The organism is Methanosarcina sp. 2.H.T.1A.6 (assembly GCF_000979455.1).
Classification (GTDB): Archaea; Halobacteriota; Methanosarcinia; order Methanosarcinales; family Methanosarcinaceae; genus Methanosarcina.
In genome coordinates this window covers 1-19,340 of record NZ_JJOY01000041.1, presented here as the reverse complement: position 1 = coordinate 19,340, position 19,340 = coordinate 1, and the positions used below count along the sequence as shown (strand labels likewise).

General features: G+C 43.4%; 15 protein-coding genes. 9 read left to right on the top strand and 6 right to left on the bottom strand.

Annotated elements, in window-relative coordinates:
• Window positions 1-46: 46 nt before the first annotated feature.
• On the top strand, window positions 47-2,149 hold the full coding sequence (locus EO98_RS11800) for a CHASE4 domain-containing protein (RefSeq protein ID WP_235283609.1): 2,103 nt from the start codon (window positions 47-49) through the stop codon (window positions 2,147-2,149).
• A gap of 547 nt (window positions 2,150-2,696) precedes the next feature.
• Window positions 2,697-5,378 (top strand): NosD domain-containing protein, encoded by a 2,682-nt coding sequence (locus EO98_RS11795; RefSeq protein WP_052734516.1) that lies wholly within the window; start codon window positions 2,697-2,699, stop codon window positions 5,376-5,378.
• 304 nt (window positions 5,379-5,682) lie between these two features.
• On the opposite strand, the gene EO98_RS18900 is transcribed toward EO98_RS11795, so the two are convergent.
• Window positions 5,683-5,856: a hypothetical protein gene (locus EO98_RS18900; protein WP_200894988.1), complete on the bottom strand. Its 174-nt coding sequence runs from the start codon at window positions 5,854-5,856 to the stop codon at window positions 5,683-5,685.
• A 463-nt stretch (window positions 5,857-6,319) separates the two neighbouring features.
• Entirely contained in the window at window positions 6,320-6,715 is a 396-nt protein-coding gene (locus EO98_RS11790) for a Mov34/MPN/PAD-1 family protein (RefSeq protein WP_048131902.1), read from the bottom strand.
• A 328-nt stretch (window positions 6,716-7,043) separates the two neighbouring features.
• On the opposite strand from EO98_RS11790, the gene EO98_RS11785 reads away from it, so the two are divergent.
• Together EO98_RS11785 and EO98_RS18895 are read left to right on the top strand one after the other, a co-directional pair.
• Window positions 7,044-8,267, top strand: a complete 1,224-nt coding sequence (locus EO98_RS11785) for an NADP-dependent malic enzyme (RefSeq protein ID WP_048140563.1) — start codon at window positions 7,044-7,046, stop codon at window positions 8,265-8,267.
• Window positions 8,268-8,376: 109 nt separating this feature from the next.
• Complete coding sequence (locus EO98_RS18895; protein ID WP_200895251.1) at window positions 8,377-8,532, top strand: hypothetical protein; 156 nt, start codon at window positions 8,377-8,379, stop codon at window positions 8,530-8,532.
• Window positions 8,533-8,892: 360 nt separating this feature from the next.
• Here the strand turns inward: EO98_RS18895 and EO98_RS11780 are convergent, their stop codons facing one another.
• Window positions 8,893-9,138 (bottom strand): hypothetical protein, encoded by a 246-nt coding sequence (locus EO98_RS11780; protein ID WP_048140536.1) that lies wholly within the window; start codon window positions 9,136-9,138, stop codon window positions 8,893-8,895.
• 200 nt (window positions 9,139-9,338) lie between these two features.
• On the opposite strand from EO98_RS11780, the gene EO98_RS11775 reads away from it, so the two are divergent.
• The gene (locus tag EO98_RS11775; RefSeq protein ID WP_048140530.1) at window positions 9,339-10,028 is read left to right on the top strand and encodes a trans-aconitate 2-methyltransferase; all 690 of its coding nucleotides are present in this window, start codon (window positions 9,339-9,341) and stop codon (window positions 10,026-10,028) included.
• Between the two features lie 306 nt (window positions 10,029-10,334).
• Here EO98_RS11775 and EO98_RS11770 read toward each other — a convergent pair whose 3' ends face one another.
• Window positions 10,335-10,859: a YIP1 family protein gene (locus EO98_RS11770; RefSeq protein ID WP_048140528.1), complete on the bottom strand. Its 525-nt coding sequence runs from the start codon at window positions 10,857-10,859 to the stop codon at window positions 10,335-10,337.
• Window positions 10,860-10,933: 74 nt separating this feature from the next.
• On the opposite strand from EO98_RS11770, the gene EO98_RS18510 reads away from it, so the two are divergent.
• The 4 genes from EO98_RS18510 (at window position 10,934) to EO98_RS11755 (ending at window position 15,286) form a co-directional block, all read left to right on the top strand.
• Complete coding sequence (locus tag EO98_RS18510; RefSeq protein WP_156161124.1) at window positions 10,934-11,071, top strand: hypothetical protein; 138 nt, start codon at window positions 10,934-10,936, stop codon at window positions 11,069-11,071.
• A 381-nt stretch (window positions 11,072-11,452) separates the two neighbouring features.
• A complete protein-coding gene (gene iorA / locus EO98_RS11765; RefSeq protein ID WP_048140527.1) occupies window positions 11,453-13,312 on the top strand; it encodes an indolepyruvate ferredoxin oxidoreductase subunit alpha in 1,860 nt (619 codons plus the stop codon).
• A complete protein-coding gene (locus EO98_RS11760) occupies window positions 13,309-13,986 on the top strand; it encodes an indolepyruvate oxidoreductase subunit beta (RefSeq protein ID WP_048140526.1) in 678 nt (225 codons plus the stop codon). The genes iorA and EO98_RS11760 overlap by 4 nt, the downstream gene beginning before the upstream one ends.
• Entirely contained in the window at window positions 13,979-15,286 is a 1,308-nt protein-coding gene (locus EO98_RS11755; RefSeq protein WP_048140521.1) for a phenylacetate--CoA ligase family protein, read from the top strand. The genes EO98_RS11760 and EO98_RS11755 overlap by 8 nt, the downstream gene beginning before the upstream one ends.
• An 81-nt stretch (window positions 15,287-15,367) precedes the next feature.
• Here EO98_RS11755 and EO98_RS11750 read toward each other — a convergent pair whose 3' ends face one another.
• Both EO98_RS11750 and EO98_RS11745 read right to left on the bottom strand, forming a co-directional pair.
• Complete coding sequence (locus EO98_RS11750) at window positions 15,368-16,477, bottom strand: mechanosensitive ion channel family protein (RefSeq protein ID WP_048140518.1); 1,110 nt, start codon at window positions 16,475-16,477, stop codon at window positions 15,368-15,370.
• A gap of 304 nt (window positions 16,478-16,781) precedes the next feature.
• Window positions 16,782-19,340: fasciclin domain-containing protein (locus tag EO98_RS11745; RefSeq protein ID WP_048160061.1), on the bottom strand; the 2,559-nt coding region annotated here is incomplete at its 5' end.

Genomic DNA, 19,340 nt, shown 5'->3' with positions numbered 1-19,340 from the left:
TTTAATTTTTACCGTTTTAATTGCTACATTTACATTTACCTATAATATGCAGCTTTCTAATTTTTTGGAGTTTGAACAGGCTGATACATTGAATAATGTTGAAAAGGTACAGAATGTGGTCTCTACCGAACAGAGTTATCTTGATAACATGGTTCAGGACTGGGCCTGCTGGGATGATACTTACCGTTTTATCGAAGATGGAAACCAGGATTATATAAATGCAGACCTTCAGAACGAGACTCTTGTAGAACTCAAAGTTAATGTGATGCTTTATGTGAATGATTCCGGGAAACTGGTCTATGCAAAATCGATAGACATTAATTCTGGAGAAGAAAGACCGGTCCCAGAAAAGCTTCTTAAACTGGTAGAAGAAGGTACCCTTCTCACAAAATCAGAAAACGACAATATAAGCAGTTGTGTTTTGCTGGACGAAGGCCCCATGTTTATTGCCTGCCATCCAATCCTTACGACAAAGTATCAGGGGCCTATGAAGGGCACTTTGATTTTCGGGAGGTACTTTGACAGTGATCTTCTTGATTATTTCAATCAAACTACCTGCTCTTCCATTTTAATGTACAGAACTGATCAGGAGATTCCCCCTGAGATTCAAATGAAATTTAAAAACTTTTCGGAGTTTCCGGACAGGAATATTGTCGAACCCATCAGCAAAGAAAAAATAGCAGGTTATTTTGAGTTAAAGGACGTTTCAGGTCAGCCTGCCCTTATTATGAGAGCTGATTTCCCAAGAGAACTCTATTTAAATGGAAAAAAAGCCCTGAATTATATGTATTTTTTCCTTTTGCTAACCGGGCTTGTGACAGGGGCCGGAGTTAAATTTGCACTTGACAGTTTCTTCGTATCTAGACTTGTTGAGATTGACAACTTCGTTACAAAAGTCAGGTCGGAAAAAGATCTTTCCAATAGATTGGTTCTCAAAGACAACGATGAACTCTATCGCCTCTCAAGAGAAATAAACGGGATGCTGAATGAAATCGACCTGGTACATCAGGAATTAAAGGCTCAGGAACGCGAAAAGAAGGTTCTGCTTGATTCTTTGAACGAGCTGGTTATTTTCGTAAATCCTCAGCTTAATATCATCTGGGCAAACAAAGCTGCTCTTGAATATATGCATGTGGACCTTGAAAAAGCAACGGGAAAACGCCTTAAACCTACTCTGGGTATAAACAGCCCCCTGGTTAAGCATCTGTACCTTGAAGATATCTTTGTATCAGGGAATAAAGAGTCAGGGGAATTTACTGAAGAGGACGGCAACACCTGGTTTATTCAGGCAATCCCGGTAACTGACGGTAACGGCAAGATCGTAGGCGTCCTGGAGACCTGCAGAAACATTACTGGAAAGAAAGCAGTAGAAAAACTTTATCAGGAAAAACAAATAGCAGAAATTGCAAACCGTACCAAGAGCGAGTTCCTGGCAAATGTGAGCCATGAACTGAGGACCCCGCTTAACTCAATCATAGGGTTCTCAGACCTGCTGTATGAACAGGTTTTCGGGGAGTTGAATGAAAAGCAGTTAAAATATGCAGGCAATATTTCAAGGAGTGGAAAGCACCTTCTTAATCTGATCAATGACATTCTGGACCTTTCTAAAGTAGAAGCCGGAAAAATGGAGCTTGATTATAAGGAGTTTGAACTTGCTAATAAGCTCAACACGATAATAAGTCTCCTGTCTCCAATCACATACCTGAAAAATATTCAAATTGAAATCGATATGGATAGCAAGCTTACAAGCATCCGTGCGGATGAGGCCAGGTTTGCCCAGATAATGTACAACCTTGTTGATAATGCTGTCAAGTTCTCCCATGAAAACAGCTCTGTAACAATAGGGGCAAGAATAAAAGGAGACCTGGTAGAAATAACGGTTAAAGATACCGGAATCGGTATTAAAGCTGAGGACCAGCACAAACTCTTCAAGCCCTTCAGCCAGATCGATTCATTTTCCTCCAAAAAATTCCCGGGGACGGGGCTTGGCCTTTCTTTAGTTAAGCAGATTGTACACCTGCACGGAGGATATGTCTGGTTCAGGAGCAGTCCGGGCGAGGGGAGTACCTTTGCTTTCACAATTCCGATAAACGGCGATAAAAGATATGACGTCAATGCCGGATTAAGTGCGAAAGAGCAAAACGGCTGAAAACTGATGGCTTCAGGCGAGCAGTAAGGGGAAAGAGCACCTTTTTTTGGGAATTTGTCCCCTATTTTAGAACTCTTTTCATATTATACTTCCGGATAGATAGTTATTTCTGCGTATTTATTTAATTCCATGTAAGGTACTGAATAAATCCAACCCCCTCATATATTTATTAGATTTTATATAATTGAAACAGAAGTGATACAATGCCAAAATCTAGTGATGGGCGTAAAATTAAAAATCACTAAATTTTGAAAATAGTCACAATCCTTTGAACGTAACCTATTGATTGATGCCGAAAGATCTCTAATATTGAGTTTTATTGAAGACTGAATTCTTCTTGGAAATTCAAGATTTCAATCAAAAAATGCAAAATCACTGGATTTTGGTACTGAGTCACAGAAGTCCTGTTTATATTTATTACATAGTCTAAATCTCATCGATCAAAATTCAAAAGCTCAGGAAAGGGTTTTTCGCAGCACCTACTTATATTGCTCTCAAAACAGAATTAAATGGAGCTTTGAAACAGGTTTAGCAGGAGTGGGGATTCGTGGGAGCAAGCAGAATAATTATTTTTGTAGCTATTGCGCTTATAGCGAATGCGGTTTACAACCCTGTGTCGGCAAAGGAAATCACTGTGGGTAATAACCCGAAGGCAGATTTCAACTCGATTCAGGAAGCGGTAAACAGTTCGTCTTCAGGGGATATAATTTTTGTTTTACCGGGAATCTACAACGAAAGTGTAAATGTAAAAATAGAAGGCCTGAGTATTCTTTCGGACTCTGAAAACCCTGAAGATACCGTTGTTCAAACTTATATTGTAAGTGTCAGTAACGTTACTATCAGTGGCTTTAGCATACACGAGTTTACAGTCACCAGCTTGACCAAAGTAGAAGGGTGCACTGTAAAAAATAACAAATTTTTGGAGTTGGGTGCAACAATTGATGACTGTTCTAATTCTCTTTTTATAAATAATACCTTTTCGGGAAGGAGCATAGATTTTGGTGCTGAGTGCTATAATTGTATATTATCTGAAAATTCACTTTTTGATTCGGGAATTCATGTAATGGGAGCAGGGGGAAGTAGGAATAATATCACTATAGCTAATAATAAGCTTTTGAACAGTTTTTTCTCACTTACAGGTCCTCAGGAGAACAAGATTATAAGCAATACTATAGATGGCTCTGGAATTTTCCTTTCAGAATCTCATGAAAATATTATTAATAATAATTTCATTTCCAATGCCAGTTGCGGAATTTCTGCGAGTTTTATCTCCAGTGGTAACAAGATCACAAATAATACTCTAACCTCAAATACTAAAGGGATATGTGTTTCTTACTATTCTTCGGGGAACGTAATAAAAAATAATACAATTTCAACCAACGACATTGGTATATCACTTGAAGATATTGCTCTGATAACTGACAACAGAATTGAGCAAAACAGAGAATGTGGGATCTATCTGGATCTGTTCACCGACGATCCTTCTTCTAGCGGAGGACGCAGCCTAATTTATAATAACTCCTTCAATAACACGGTTAACCTCTTAAATAATACTAAAATCGAAGATTTCAGATATTTCGGATATTCTAATCCGAGCATGGATGACGCTGTCTGGAACACTACGAAAACGTCGGGAAGAAACATTGTAGGCGGGCCCTACCTGGGTGGCAATTACTGGGCAAAACCTGATGGGACCGGTTTTTCTGAGATCTGCACTGATTCAGACGGGGATTGGATCTGCGACTCTTCCTATAACATAAATGGGAGTGAAATTGACTATCTTCCTCTTGCATCTATATCCATACCTCAAAAGCCGCCGGTTGTAAACTTCAGTACCAATAGCATGCAGGGTCTTGCCCCATTAGCTGTCCAGTTCACAGATCTTTCACGATATGCATTTTCGTGGAGCTGGGATTTTGACAATGACGGAATATCAGACTCTACAGAAAAAGATCCGGTCTATGAGTATATAACCCCCGGAGTTTATACCGTTAGTCTGACAGTCAGCAATGCAAATGGTACGGCCTCAAAAACTCAGGAAATTATTGCGCAGGAAGCTAAAACCCTTCCTCTGACTGACTTTAGCTCCAATGTTACTAGCGGCCCGGTTCCTCTTTCCGTCCTTTTTACCGATATTTCGCAAAATGCAGCAAAAAGGACATGGGACTTTAACAATGACGGTGTTACTGATTCCATAAACAAAACTGCGGTTTATATGTATACTCTTCCTGGAACTTATATTATTAACCTGACTGTAATTAATTCGAAAGGAACCGTTTCAAAGTTATCTGCCATAACGGCATCTCCTGTGCGGCGTGTAGATGGGCAACTTACCCTCACGGAATATCAGATCACTACCAATGAATTAGGTCAGGAATGGCCTGTGATTTACAATGATATGGTTGTGTGGCAGGATAATCGCAATGGAAATGACGATATCTATATGTACGACATTTCCACTTCTAACGAAATTCAAGTAACTGCCAATAGTTCGGATCAAAGTTGGCCTGATATTTATGGGGACAGGATTGTGTGGATGGATAAACGTCATGGAAACACCACCATCTATATGTACAATCTTTCTACCTCAAAAGAAATTCAGATTACCAAAAACGGGTCAACAAGCAGTCCTGCTATCTATGAAGATAGAATAGTATGGCTTGATTATCGTAATGGAAAAGCTGAGATATATATATATGATCTCTCTACCTCCGAGGAGGCTCAGATTACCAGCAGTGAATCAGATAAGTCAAATCCTGACATATATGGCGATAGAATAGTATGGGAAGATTATCGCAATGGAAACTCTGATATCTATATGTATAATCTCTCCACTTCCACTGAAATTCAGATAACCACAAATGACTCATGGCAGTGGGAGCCAGTAATTTACGGGGATAGGATTATCTGGAACGATAATCGAACTGGAAACATTGAGGTTTACATATACAATCTTTCCACCTCTACGGAAACCCGAATAAAGACCCGTGCTGTGTCTGCCATTTACGGGGACAGGATTTTGTGGAAGGATTATCGCAATGGAACCCCTGATCTCTATATGTGCAATCTTTCCACTTCTAAAGAAATTCAGATGACTGCCAGTGAATCAGATAAGTTGAATCCTGCTATCTACGGTGACAGAACAGTCTGGACAGATTTTCGTAATGGAAACTCCGATATATACATGTGCGTTATCTCGGAAGAGGAAGAAGGAATAAAAACATGTTAATTGAAAAACCATGAGTTCAACATTAAAGGGTATGGGGAAATTTATTCAGTTCTCGAAAAGTCTGGATGAAATAGCAGATTGCAGCAAATAGATATCAGCACATAAAGAAACGTAAATGTAAAAAAGAAGATATAAAAAGGAAAGATTGAATGAGATTTAACTTAAAATTCATTTGATTCCGGCAAGCAGAAAATAGATTTTTTGCGCTTTCCGGTTTTTTGTCCAGCTGGAGGCTCGATCAATGTATTTTTACATTTTCAACCTCATTTAACAGAATTTTTTCGTCCCCGATCCGTGATCCATTTTAATACCTTGCCGCTCCGGCTTTTTTCGAATTGGGACCTTTATTTGGCCTGAAAGCCCGCTCCGGGCATTTCTTGGAATCGGTTTTCCCGCGTACTTCAAATCCGAGGCTGAAACATTCGCCTTTTAGCTCATCAATAACCGTATAGAATCTGCAGTCTTGGCATGTAGGCATTAGGATTACTACCTCCAGATACGTGAAGGCTATCTGGTTCTTGAGTCCCAGATACGTTTCCTGAATACAACCTTTAAGCTAAAACCGCCTCCCTTTAAATGAAGGCACAAGGTGTATCCCATAAATAATGTGTATCTGTAAATAAAATGTTTTTGGTAGGGAACAAGGCAGAAGCAGACGGAGGCGGGAGATAATTGCTGCTTTTTCAGGCTTTATAGTGAAAAAATAGTAAAGGTTATTCCGGAGAATCAAGCAGAGATATTAGTTTGATGTTTTCCTGATATCTGTATCAATAATTTCTGCGTGTTGCAGGGATATCCAGTCATAAACTCTCAGCAGGAAACCCGTTAAATCTTTAGATTTAGCGGGTATTTAACATCTGGGGTATTTAACATCTGGGGTATTTAACATCTGGGGTATTTAACATCAGGTTTTCTTATCGCGCCTTACTTCTGTTATCTTTTCAAAACTCTTCGTCCTCTTCGAATTCTACATCAAGGACGGGAAGTTCCCTTACATTTCCTTCCCTGTCATAACAGGTCCAGCTCTGCCTGTTGTAGGGACGGCCCACGATGATATGGAAGTTTCCGGTTTTTGAAAAGAGGTGTAAGTCGGCTTTTGAGGGATTGCGGTTGGGTCCGGGATGGCTGTGGACCGAGCCTGCAGCTTTTACATTCGGCATCATGTAAAGCCTGAGGACTGCATTTGAGTCGCTTGATTCGGTTCCTGGCAGGATAAGCACCTCGGTGATTATTCCGTCTTTCTCCTGCAAAAGCCCGGCAAACTCTTCCGGAGCCATTGACCTGCTAGCTTCAAGGATAAAATCAAGAGTATCACTGGCAATTCCTTTAATCTGCATACAGAGTAATTCTCCTGAAATGGTATATCTCTTTCTGGAAAGCGAAATCTGCAAACTGAGCAATCACTGGAAATAAAATATACAAAAATTCCAGGTTCATTTTCCCCCATCGGTTTTATCTATTATTTCGATAAATCATTATGTAGCATTATATTTCTTACAGGCAGTTTTTCCGGAGGTTTTTTTCTCCGGACACAGGGTTTGCTATATAGCACAGGGGGTTTTTGGAATAAAAGACATTCATTCGGTTTTAAGCTTGGAAAGAGATCCGGAAGATAATATGGGGAAGAACTCTGAAGGAGATTCTCAAAAGGGTTCCGGAAAGGGTATGGAAAAGGATAGTGACACTCACGCTTCATTATATCAGGAATCGCTTGCAATGCACAGGAGGCTAGAGGGTGTACTTGAGGTTGCAAGCAAGGTGCGCCTCCGTACAATCCACGACCTAAGTGTTGCCTATACGCCCGGAGTTGCTGAGCCGTGCCGGAAAATTAGCGAAAACCAGGGGCTTGTCTACCTTTACACCCTTAAGAAAAATACAGTTGCTGTTGTAACGGACGGGTCAGCAGTGCTCGGGCTTGGGAATATCGGGCCATATGCGGCTCTGCCGGTTATGGAAGGAAAGGCGATTATCTTCAAGGAATTTGCCGGCATAGACGCTTTTCCTATCTGCCTTGATACCCAGGACACCGAAGAGGTGATAAAAGCGGTAAAACACCTGGCTCCGGTTTTCGGAGGCATCAACCTGGAAGATATCAGTGCACCCCGCTGTTTTGAAATAGAAGCAAGGCTGCGGGAAGAGCTTGACCTTCCTGTTATCCATGACGACCAGCACGGGACAGCCATTGTCGTATTTGCCGGGCTTCTGAATGCCCTTAAAATTGTGAAAAAGGAGCTTGGAGAGCTAAAAATCGTTATTTCAGGGCTTGGGGCTGCAGGGGTTGCAATTTTCAGGTTCCTGGTCCGGGCAGGCGCAGATCCTGCAAAAATTCTTACATGTGACAGCAAGGGGCTTGTGTACGAGGGGCGAGAAGAAGGCATGAATCACATAAAAGAGGAAATTGCAAAGCTTACAAACCCTGAAAAAATAAAAGGCGGTCTCAAAGAAGCTTTCCCATGGGCTGACCTCTTTATCGGGGTTTCAGTCGGAGGGATCGTGACCGAGGATATGGTCCGCTCGATGGCAAAAGATTCTATTGTAATGGCAATGGCAAACCCTGTTCCTGAAATCATGCCCGATGCTGCAAAGCGGGCGGGGGCAAGAATTGTTGCTACCGGCAGGTCGGATTTTCCAAACCAGCTCAATAATTGCCTGAGTTTCCCGGGGCTTTTCAAAGGGGCTCTTGGCACCTGTGCGAGGAGGATAACGCCTGAAATGGAAATGGCAGCAGCCTATGCCCTTGCAAATGTAGTGACCGTTGGTGAGCTTTCCGAAGACCACATTATACCGGACCCCCTTGAGAAGCATGTCGTGCCCGCGGTAGCAAAAGCCGTTGCTAATGCTTCATTTGAAAGTTGTGCCGCAAGAAAAAACCTTGAAGATAGTGTCTGAAAGAGTCGAATTTTTCAGTTCGCAGACTAATCTTCAGAATTATTGTTTCAAAAGCAATTTTAACCTAAATTACATATTTTTTCTGTCAAGAATATAGAGGTGGTATGGAATGAATTGCAACAATTTGAAACAGGGTCAGGTTCTTATTTGTGAGAACTGCGGGCTCGAACTTAAGGTAGTAAATGAGTGCGGAGATGACCGCTGCGCTATAGGCTGTACCGGTGATATGGACTGTTGCGGGGAACCGATGAAATTGAAAGAATAAACAAGACAAATTACTGGGGTATGTAAGGCAATAAATCCGCAAGAAGCTGCATTAAAGATAAAACCAGAAAAAGCCTGAAAAGGGATTTTTTCTGGATTTAGGACTCATAAATGTCTAATTTTTGGCTCAATTTCAAGCGTGACCTTCCGTTGTGAGTTTTACTGCAAGGAAAAGCCTTGAAGATAGTGTCTGAGAGATTCACTGCAGTATCTGAAAGACCCAGGCAGTGTCTGAGATACCCATATTTCGGCTGAAAAAATTCTGTCTATACGTTAGAATACTATCGAAATCTCAGAAAAAACAGTTGAAAATATAAAAGCCGTGCTTAAAGTGAAAAAAGAAAGTGTCAATTGGAGTTTATCAGGTCTTGTTCTTTTTAATCTCTTCCAGTATTTTCTTTTGAGTCTCTGCGATCTCTTTTAATGTTGCATTGATCTCTGTCATTATCTCTATCGTTTTTTGTGTCGTGTTTGTTTCTGGGGTTTCCACCAGGCATGTCTCAGTTTGTTCCACTTCTTCCCTTTGCAGTTCCCGCAGAACATCTCCCAATACGCCAAATTCACGGCTCTTGTCAGCGCTTGCCGCCTCTTCATCTTCAAGATACATGCTTCTAACAATGCTGCGAAATATAAATAGATTCTTTTTTGAGCTTTAGAGAGAACCTGCCTAAATGAGCTTTGAGATATTGAAAACAAATGTCGTACGGAATACAGGTCAATAATGAATTAATCATATGCCGTACAAAGACGTATGCAGTAAGAAGGAAAAGAAGAAACCGTCCTCGGTGCTAAAACCTGGTGAAAAAAATGGGCGAAATTCAACGAAAGTTTGATGCTATTTCAAAAAAGTATGATGAACAGAGAAGGAAGTTTATACCTTGCTTCGATGACTTTTATGGAGCCGCGGTATCCGTGGCGTCAGTAGATGCAAAAAATCCGGGTATCCTGGACATAGGTGCCGGAACAGGACTTCTATCGGCTTTTCTGATGGAAAGATATCCAGATGCATCATTTACACTTATTGATATCTCGGAAAAGATGCTGGATATGGCAAAAGACAGGTTCAGAAATTACTCAAAAGTAAAATACATTGCAGCAGATTATTCAAAGTACGATTTCTCGGAAAAATACGATATGGTAGTGTCAGCCTTATCTATCCATCACCTGGAAGACAAAGAGAAAAAGGAGCTCTACAAAAAAAGCTACTCCATACTTAAAAAGAACGGGGTTTTTATTAACGCCGATCAGGTACATGGAGAAACTCCTTTCATCGAAAACCTGAATAAGACAACCTGGAGACAGCATATCGAAAGCAACGGCTTGCCCGAAGAAGAAATACTGGCTGGTTATGAAAGAGTTAAACTTGATAAGGATTCAAGCTTGGACCAGCAGCTCGATTGGCTTAAAGAAGCAGGTTTTTGCGATGTTAGCTGTATATATAAGCACTATCAGTTTGCAGTGATGTTTGGGAGAAAACTGGGTAAAAATAATAGTTGAGGGTTCGATAAAACCAATCTATCATATGAAAAACAAATCTTCTTTTAATTTTCATAAGTGGGGCATACAACTGTTACATTATATTATATAGGTGGTGGGAAACTCTCGTATGTAATGGGATCTCTATAAATTGGATGAACATCTTTCATGATCCCTCCTCCTACAATTACTTTTCTGGAGTTCTTTTAGATTTTATTAGGAACTTAAAGCTTAACGGACAGTTTTCTTAATTTTGGCTTTGTTGAGCGTGCGAAAGTGCGGTTCCTGGTGCCCGGATGTGTCGCGCCACAGAAAAAGATTACCGAATCATACAAAGCCGCTTAAAGAAACCAGCACTGCAAAAACAATAACCAGCAAGATGGACAGAAATAGGGCCAGGGCGGACCTCTCCAGGCTTACGTCATGTACAAATCTGCCGCCTACAACGTAAAGATATAACTGGTAAACCCCGAAAATCCCGCCTGCAAGAGGAATCCAGAGGAAGGAGGACGCAGCCGAGGCATAGAGTACGAACCTTGCAGTACCCTCATAAGTTCCCTTTCCCCCAAGCGTTTTTTGAATAATATGGAGCAGTGTAGCATCGAGAAGAAGGGCGATAACACCTCCAATAGGTACCATAAGTGCAACTGCAAATACCATCATAGAACCGAATCCTTCGACATCGTAAGCTCCGGGATTAAAAAGCAAGTAAAAAAACGAGTATATGGCAATGTTGATTACTGCAAAAATGATAGGATCAGTGTATCCTCCGGTCTTTGGCATTTCCCTGTAAAAATGAGATGGGCTTTTCATAACTTCTTTCCAGGTTCCGATGTAATCAAAACGCGTCATACTAAATAATATTACAAAGTTCTATTTATATTTGATCTCTCAGAAATATATACATACCTCACGCGAAAAATAATATGAAGGACGCTGGGGGATACAGGCATGTAAATATTCCGGGTAAATATCCAATTATTATTGACGGACAAAACCCATTCCTTACAGCGGCTTATGTCAGCATAATTTTTATTTCAGTCGAATACCCCGCAATCGGCTGAGGAACTGCTGCAGGAATCAAAACTTCTCCCAAAACTGTTTTTATACTGATTGATTAGTTTGAAGCTTTTTCAGGTTATCCTAATTAATTTTTTCACTTCACAGATCAGGTTACCTCGATCAATTTTACAACCTAATAAAACAAAAACTTTATATCCGTATTTTACGTACTTCTTCCCGCAGTGTTGTACATAGATGTGCGTCGTATTCCAATTACGTAAAAAGGCGACGAAATATCCAGATATATTTTCCAGGATTCTCAAAACAATTTTGGTAGATGATTTGAGAATGCAGGTTCGTTTTCAACCTCATTTTATTACTTTGAGGCTTGTCTAAATTTATCCAATTCGTTAAATTATTCCTACGATCCGAGATGAGTTTATTTGACTGAAAAAAAACTGTTAATGGGTAATGAAGCCATTGCACTTGGAGCGATAGAAGCTGGCGTACAGGTAGTTACCGGGTATCCGGGAACTCCCTCGACCGAAGCTCTGGAGACAATTCTCCGGTATGCGGACAGGTGCGGGATTTATACCGAATGGTCGAGCAACGAAAAGGTTGCACTTGAAACGGCTGTAGGGGCGGCTTATTCCGGGGCAAATGTGCTTGTGACCATGAAACAGGTAGGGTTAAATGTAGCATCCGACCCCCTGATGAGCCTGACCTACATAGGGGTAAAAGGGGCTCTTGTCCTGCTTGTTGCCGATGATCCGGGGCCTCATTCCTCTCAGACTGAGCAGGATACGAGGGTGTTCGGGCATTTTGCAAATATCCCTGTCCTTGACCCTGCAAACCCGCAGGAAGCTTACGAGCTTACAAAACTGGCTTTTGAGCTTTCGCATGAATTCGAAATTCCTGTCATCCTCAGGACTACCACGCGGGTTTCTCACAGCTGCGGGGATGTTGAAGTTGCAGCTGCAGAACCTGTGCCGGTTGAAGCTTCCTGTAAAGGCTTTACAAAGGACAGGCGCTGGACGATTTTCCCAAGGCTTACTGCCGAGCGGCACCCCTGGCTTGAAAACGTACAGGTGCAGCTTTCCGAGCGTTTTTCAGGGCTTCCATACAATTCCGTTTCTGGAAGCGGAAAAATCGGGATCATAGCCTCAGGGGTTTCAGCTCTCTACGTAAAGGAGGCTGTAAAGGGCTTTGAAGAGGTTTTCACCCTATTCAGGGTAGGGACAGTGTATCCTTTCCCTGAAAAGGCAGCCCTTTCCTTTTTAAAGGGCATCGAAAAACTGATCGTGGTCGAAGAACTTGACCCCTACCTTGAAGAACAGGCCCTCCAGCTTGTCGGAAAGGCTCACCTGCCTGTTGATATATATGGAAAAAAGAACGGCTTTTTCCCGGTGAGCGGGGAATACAATGTTGATATTGTTATTGACAGCGTCAACAAAGTGCTTGCAGACCTTGGAGAAACAGCCAGCCTTTCCCATGCTTCCCCTGCGATTTTGAGAGGGGAGCTTCCGCCTCTGCCAGTCCGGGCTCCTACCCTCTGTGCGGGCTGCATGCACAGGACCGTTTTTTACGCATTCAAACAGGCTGCAAAACAGCTTAAAAAGGATTCTCAGGTCGAGACTATTTTTTCCGGGGATATTGGCTGTTATACCCTTGGAAACGCATATCCTCTCAATATGGTAGACACCTGCCTCTGCATGGGGGCAGGGATGAGTATAGCAGGAGGGCTTTCCCGCACGAACCCGGAGGTAAAGCAGGTGGCTTTTATCGGGGACTCGACCTTCTTCCATTCAGGCATCCCCGCTGTGGTAAATGCTGTCTACAACGGAGCTGATGTTACCCTTGCAGTCCTTGACAACCGCACAACTGCCATGACAGGGCACCAGCCGCATCCCGGAATAGGAGTGACTGCCCTTGGAAGTCCCTCAAAAGCCATTGACATTGCCGGCGTGGTCCGGAGCTGTGGAGTTGAGTTTGTAAGGACCGTGGAAACAGGAAGCCTGGAAAATTGCGTGGAGGCGGCAAAGGAAGCCATGGAATTTAAGGGTCCTTCCGCGGTCGTGTTCAAAGGAAAATGTGTCGGGATTACAAAACCCTTTACACGCTTTGCAATTGATCCTGACAGCTGTACAGGCTGTGGGTTCTGCGTAAAGCAGCTCGGTTGTCCTGCCATTTTCCTCCCAGCGGGAGAAGATAAGCCTCTCATCCAGGACAGCTGCAGCGGCTGCGGGCTCTGTGCGCAAATCTGTCCTTCGGGAGACATAAGGGAAGAGGGGGTGAAGAAATGAAGAACGAAGGAACTAAGGGTGAAGGAACTAAGGGTGAAGGAATGAAGTATGATATTCTGATTGCAGGCGTTGGAGGGCAGGGTGTTGTGCTTGCTTCCCGCATGCTTGCGCTTGCTGCAATGAAAGCCGGGTTCCGTGTGAGCACTGCCGAAACCATAGGCATGTCCCAGAGGGAAGGTTCGGTAAGCAGCCATATCAGGATTGGAGATGAGATCCCGGGTTCCCTTATCCCTGCAGGACAGGCAGACCTGCTTATAGGGCTTGAACCTGCAGAAACCGTAAGAAACCTGCCTTTCCTGAAAAAAGACGGGAAAATTATAGTGAACTCTCATGCTATACCCCCTGCATCAAAGCCCCCGGGAAGTCCTGAATATGATCCTGCAGCTTTGCTGGCCTTTCTGGAAGCCCATGTTCAGGGTATACTTTGCCTTGATTTTACACAGCTTGCAGAAGAAGCAGGCACATACAGGGCTGCAAATGTTGCAATGCTTGGAGCGGCTGCCGGCACAGGTATGCTGCCTTTTTCAAGAGAAATTATTCTGGCAGTACTTGAAACCGAAATTCCTGAAAAACACAGGGCTGTAAACAGGGCTGCGTTTGAAGGTGCGATCGAAAGAATTAAGCTAATCCCCGGGCAACCAGACGGGGAACAGAAGGTGAAATTAAATGTATGAAGCATCCTTGGAGTCTGAGCTCGATCCGGATGTCCAGCTCTACCACCCCAAACTCTCGGAAGAGGATACCTTTGCAAAATTGAAGGGACTGCTTAAACGTGTGGTTGAAGGAAGCCCATTTTACCAGAAGAAGTTCAAGGAAGCAAACGTGGATATAGAGAATATCAGGTCTCTTGAAGACCTGAAACTCCTTCCTTTCACACACAAAGAGGAACTGAGGGATGCCTATCCCCTAGGGCTGCAGACCGTGCCCGATTCAGAGATTGTCCGGATCCATTCATCCTCCGGGACAACTGGCAAGCCTGTCATTATTCCCTATACTCGAAAAGACGTTGATGTCTGGGCAGAGCTGGTGATGCGCTGCTACATGCTGGCAGGCCTTACCAACCAGGACAGGATTCAGATTACACCCGGGTACGGGCTCTGGACCGCCGGGATAGGGTTCCAGCTCGGAGCCGAGCGCCTTGGAGCGATGGCAATACCCACAGGTCCGGGAAACACCGAAAAACAGCTTGAGATGCTTACGGACCTGAAGTCCACAGCCCTTGCAAGCACCTCTTCCTATGCGATTTTGCTTGCTGAAGAAATTGAAAAGCGCGGCTTAAAAGACCAGATCAACCTCAGGGTCGGAATTGTGGGTTCCGAACGCTGGAGCGAAAAGATGCGCAACAGGATTGAAACCGAACTCGGGATCGAGACCTTTGACATCTACGGGCTGACCGAAATCTACGGGCCGGGAATTGCCCTTGACTGCTCTTACCATGAGGGAATGCACTACTGGTCCGACTACCTGCTCTTTGAAATCATTGATCCGATAACAGGAGAACAGCTCCCAGAAGGTACTCTCGGGGAACTTGTAATTACCACCCTTGCAAAGGAAGGAGCACCTCTGATCCGCTACAGGACAAGGGACCTGACGCGCATAATCCCCGGGCTCTGTAAATGCGGCTGCCCTTTCCCCAGAATTGACAGGATCCTTGGAAGGTCTGATGACCGCATAAAGATCAAGGCAGTAAACATCTATCCCGGCCAGATCGAGGATATAATCCACAGGGTGCCCAGGGTCAGCAGTGAATATCAGATCCTTCTTACCCGCAAAAACGGCAGGGACAGTATGACCTTCAAAGTTGAAATTGAAGGGGCAGAAGATCCTGTAAAGAAAGAACAAACTGAAAAAGCCCTGAGAAAAGCGTTCAAGGACTTTATAGGGGTGAGCGTGGATATTGTGGGTGTTAAGCTCGGGGAACTTCCAAGAAGCATGAAAAAGACAAAAAGAGTAATCGATGAAAGGGAACTTTAAAATCCTTTCATCATTTAACCTACCTGTTTCATTACCCTTTATTTATTTCTCTTTTTTATTTCTCTTTTTTATTTTCCTTTTTTATTGACCTGTTTCATCATCAATATCAGTTAGCCTGCTCCTTGGAGCATATTCCATTTTACTCTTTTCTTCTGAGGCGGATTTTTCAGGAGACTTTTCCTTCTGAATATCTGTCTTGTACACGATAGTCCTGTAAGGATACGGAATTTCGATACCTTCACTGTCAAAGCGCCTTTTAATTGCTTCCCTTATTTCACACCCTGAACTGTATGCATCGCTCCTGTCCTTAAACCAGACCAGCAGGCGGAGATTTACGGAAAAATCCCCAAGATCTGTCACGTATACTTTAACCTCTCCTCTTTCCCTGAAATCCGGGTCTACAGTATGCAGCACGGACAGGTCCATGAATCCGTTTGCAAGGGTTTCGGGTTTCAGGAAACTGGGCTTTATAACACTGTGCTTCATGGTCTGGGGAGGCATGACCAGAGGATGCTTTCGGGCTTCTTCAATCATGATTTTTTTTGCCAGGCTAATATCAGAATCATAACCGATTCCAACGTTTATTGGCCAGATAACTGCAGGATCTTCTATGGTCCAGTTGATTACTGCCTCATTGCTGATTATTGAGTTAGGGATGATAAGGCGCCTGTTATCCCAGGTTATAATAACCGTATGCCTGAGGTTGAGGTCCGTAACCTTTCCGTATTCGTTCATAATATTCAGCCTGTCTCCAACCCTGAAAGGCTGAAAAATAACAAGGGAAATGCCTGCAATAATGTTGCTCAGCGTACTCTGGGCTGCAAAACCGATGACGATACCGGCAAGCCCTGCCCCTGTAAAGAGGGCTACAGAAAGACTGCGCAGGTCAGGAATACTGAATATTATAATAATTAGACCTATAAAATAGATTGATGCAACCGTAACGTGCCTGAACATCCGGAAAGCCGTGGTGTCCATGCGCAGCTTGCCGCTTGCTTTTGTAAAGTAACTTTCCATAAGGTGGTTTACAGTCCTTGCGACAAGGATGGTTCCCATGCCTATGAAAATGATGAATAAGAGGGTACCTAAGTTAGCCGAGAACCAGGCGAATGATTGATCTAATATTCTGTCAAAATAGGACATATTTTCTGCAAAAGAAGGGGATGAATTTAGGGTTTCGGGGGTATCCATGCCCTCAACCTTTAGCAGGAAGCTTTATATAAATATTGATTAAAAAATACATGAACTGTAAGGGTGTAGTAAATAAAGTTCTGCAAAAAGGATTGAAGCAGCTGGAATGGTTAACAGGTCATGTTGAATAAGGGAAAGTAATTAAAACAAGAAGTAAATTTGAGTAAAAAAGAAGATTTGAGTAAAAAAGAAGATTTGAGTAAAAAAGAAGTTTCCATAAATGGAAATCTCCTTCTTTTCTCCTTTAAGGTCTGTTTTTTCTGGTTTTCATTGGGCTCTTACATTACCTTTCAGGGTGACCTCCTCAGGCATACAGGTTTTCATCTCTCACAAAGACCCAGTAACCCTCATATGGTTCGATTTCAAGTTCATCTGTTCCAAGCTGGTTCTCGCCTAATGTCCCATTAAAGTCATTGTAACCGACATACTGGTAGTAGCCTGTAGTGTTGTTGCCCGGCACCCAGGGACCCACAATTTTTGCATACGAGCTGTCAATGGTCGTGAATGCAACTTCCGCAGAGACAGTCTCGTTTACAGGTGAACCCAGCGCGTTCCAGCCCGGATAGGTCTGTAAGCTCGGTGGAGCAGTAACCAGCTTTTTCTCAACTGAAGTAAACTGCTCTGTAGCATTGAACTCGGTTCCGTTGGGAACATTGATCCAGTATCCTTTCAGAGGCTCAATATTTGAGACATCTTCGAAGAGTTTGGTTGAAGCATTGTAATAAATCAGAGATGTATAGTTCACATCTGAAAGCAGATAATCAACGCTTGTATTGTTGGCTTCGAAAGGCATCGAGAAGAAGTACCAGGTTCCTGTCTGGTCTCCATCTGTCTGGTTTCCATCCGTCTGGTTTCCATCTGTCTGGTTTCCATCCGTCTGGTTGCCATCGGTCTGATCTCCATCTGTCTGGTTTCCATTTGTCTGGTTTCCATCCGTCTGGTTTCCATTTGTCTGGTTTCCATCCGTCTGGTTTCCATTTGTCTGGTTTCCATCCGTCTGGTTTCCATCCGTCTGGTTTCCATCAGAAGGAAGTCCGCTGTCCGGAGGGATGAGCACTTCATCGATTATACAGATAACTCCATTGTTTACAATGATTATCTGTGTGATAGTTACGTTTTGTATTGTGATATTGTCCCCTACCATATTGATTTGAAGTGCATTGCCCTGAATGTTAGTAACGGTATTCATGCTGGCAAGCTGTTCGCGAGTAAACTTCCCACTTATTACGTGGTAGGAGAGAACCTCCCTGAGCAGAGTTGTATTGCTCATGAGTTCATTACGGGTTTCTGCTGGCAGCTTATCGAAGGCTTCGTTACTTGGAATACAGACAGTATAAGGTCCTGTTTCATTCAGGGTCTGTGTCAGGTTTGCGGCCTGCGTTGCGTTTACAAATTCGGTTAATCTCGTCTGGTTCTGTGCCGCCTCTATGATGGTATCTCTTGCTTTCATTTCGGCGACCGTAATGTTAGTCACGTAGGTTGCATTCTCGATTGCAGCTTCTCCACCCACTTCAGTTGTGTACCAGAAGCTGAGGTTGTCCCCATCACTTACCGGGTTCATTCCGAAGTCATTTTCAGCCGGCTCCCCATTTATGTAGACAAACCACATTTCCCCGGTTTGATTATTGTTATTTATGCCCCCTATGCCCTCAAGTGCGAACGACACACTGGTCATGTTGGTCTCATTTTCGGTCATGTTCTGCATTAAAGACGCGTTAAAGTCGAGTCCTGTTGCATATAGAGCTCCGAAGTCTGTGAGATTGCTTATTGTATAATTCCGGGAAGCATTTTGCCTGAACTTGACGTTTCCTTCCGTCAGGTTTACAGTATCGTCATAGAGTACTGTCAGATTTAGTCCTGGCTCAGGTTCCGGTTCGGGTTCCGGCTCGGGTTCCGGCGGAATAAGGACCGCATCTATAGCGTGTATTACTCCGTTGCTGGCATTTACATCCTGCACTATTATCTTTGCGTCTCCTACAAACACTCCTTCCTCAGTGACATTTACCGGGAGTTCGCTTCCCTGAAGGGTCGTAATGTTGGTCCTGTTAACAACATCTGCTGCCATCAGCCTCTCACCTGCAACGTGGTAGAGGAGGACGTTTGTCAATGCGTTTGTGTCGTTAAGGAGAGCTTCGACTGTTCCGTTTGGAAGCGCGTTAAAAGCCTCATCATTCGGAGCAAAGACGGTGTATGGTCCTTCTCCTTTCAGAGTGTCAGTAAGGTTTGCAGTTCCAATTGCTGCAAGAAGAGTCGTGAAGTTTCCAGCCTGAGTTGCGGTTTCAATAATATCTTTCTCCTCAGACGGAACTTCTCCTTCTTCTACAGCAACCGTAATGTTAGCCACGTAGGTTGCATTTTCTATTGCGGCTTCTCCACCCACTTCAGTTGTATACCAGAAGCTGAGGTTGTCCCCGTCAGTTACATTATTCATGCCGAAGTCTCCTTCAGCAGGCATTCCGTTGAGGTAGAGGAACCACATCTCTCCGGTAGTGTTATTGTTTTCTACTCCTTCTATGCCCTCAAGCACAAATGACACACTCATGTTGTCGGTCATATTCCCGTCAGTTACGTTATCGGTCATATTCCCGTCAGGCATGTTCTGCATTACGGACACGTTAAAGTCGAGTCCTGCTGCATTGAGAGCTCCGAAGTCTGTGAGATTGCCAATTGTATAGGTCTGGGTGTCGTTTTCCGGCATGAAGGTAAAGCTTCCTTCCGTCAGGTTTACAGTATCATTGTACAGCGTTGTAAGATTTTGTCCTGGTTCTGGTTCCGGCTCGGGTTCCGGCTCAGGTTCAGGTGGAATAAGGACTGCATCTATAGCGTGTATTACTCCGTTGCTGGCATTTACATCCTGCACTAT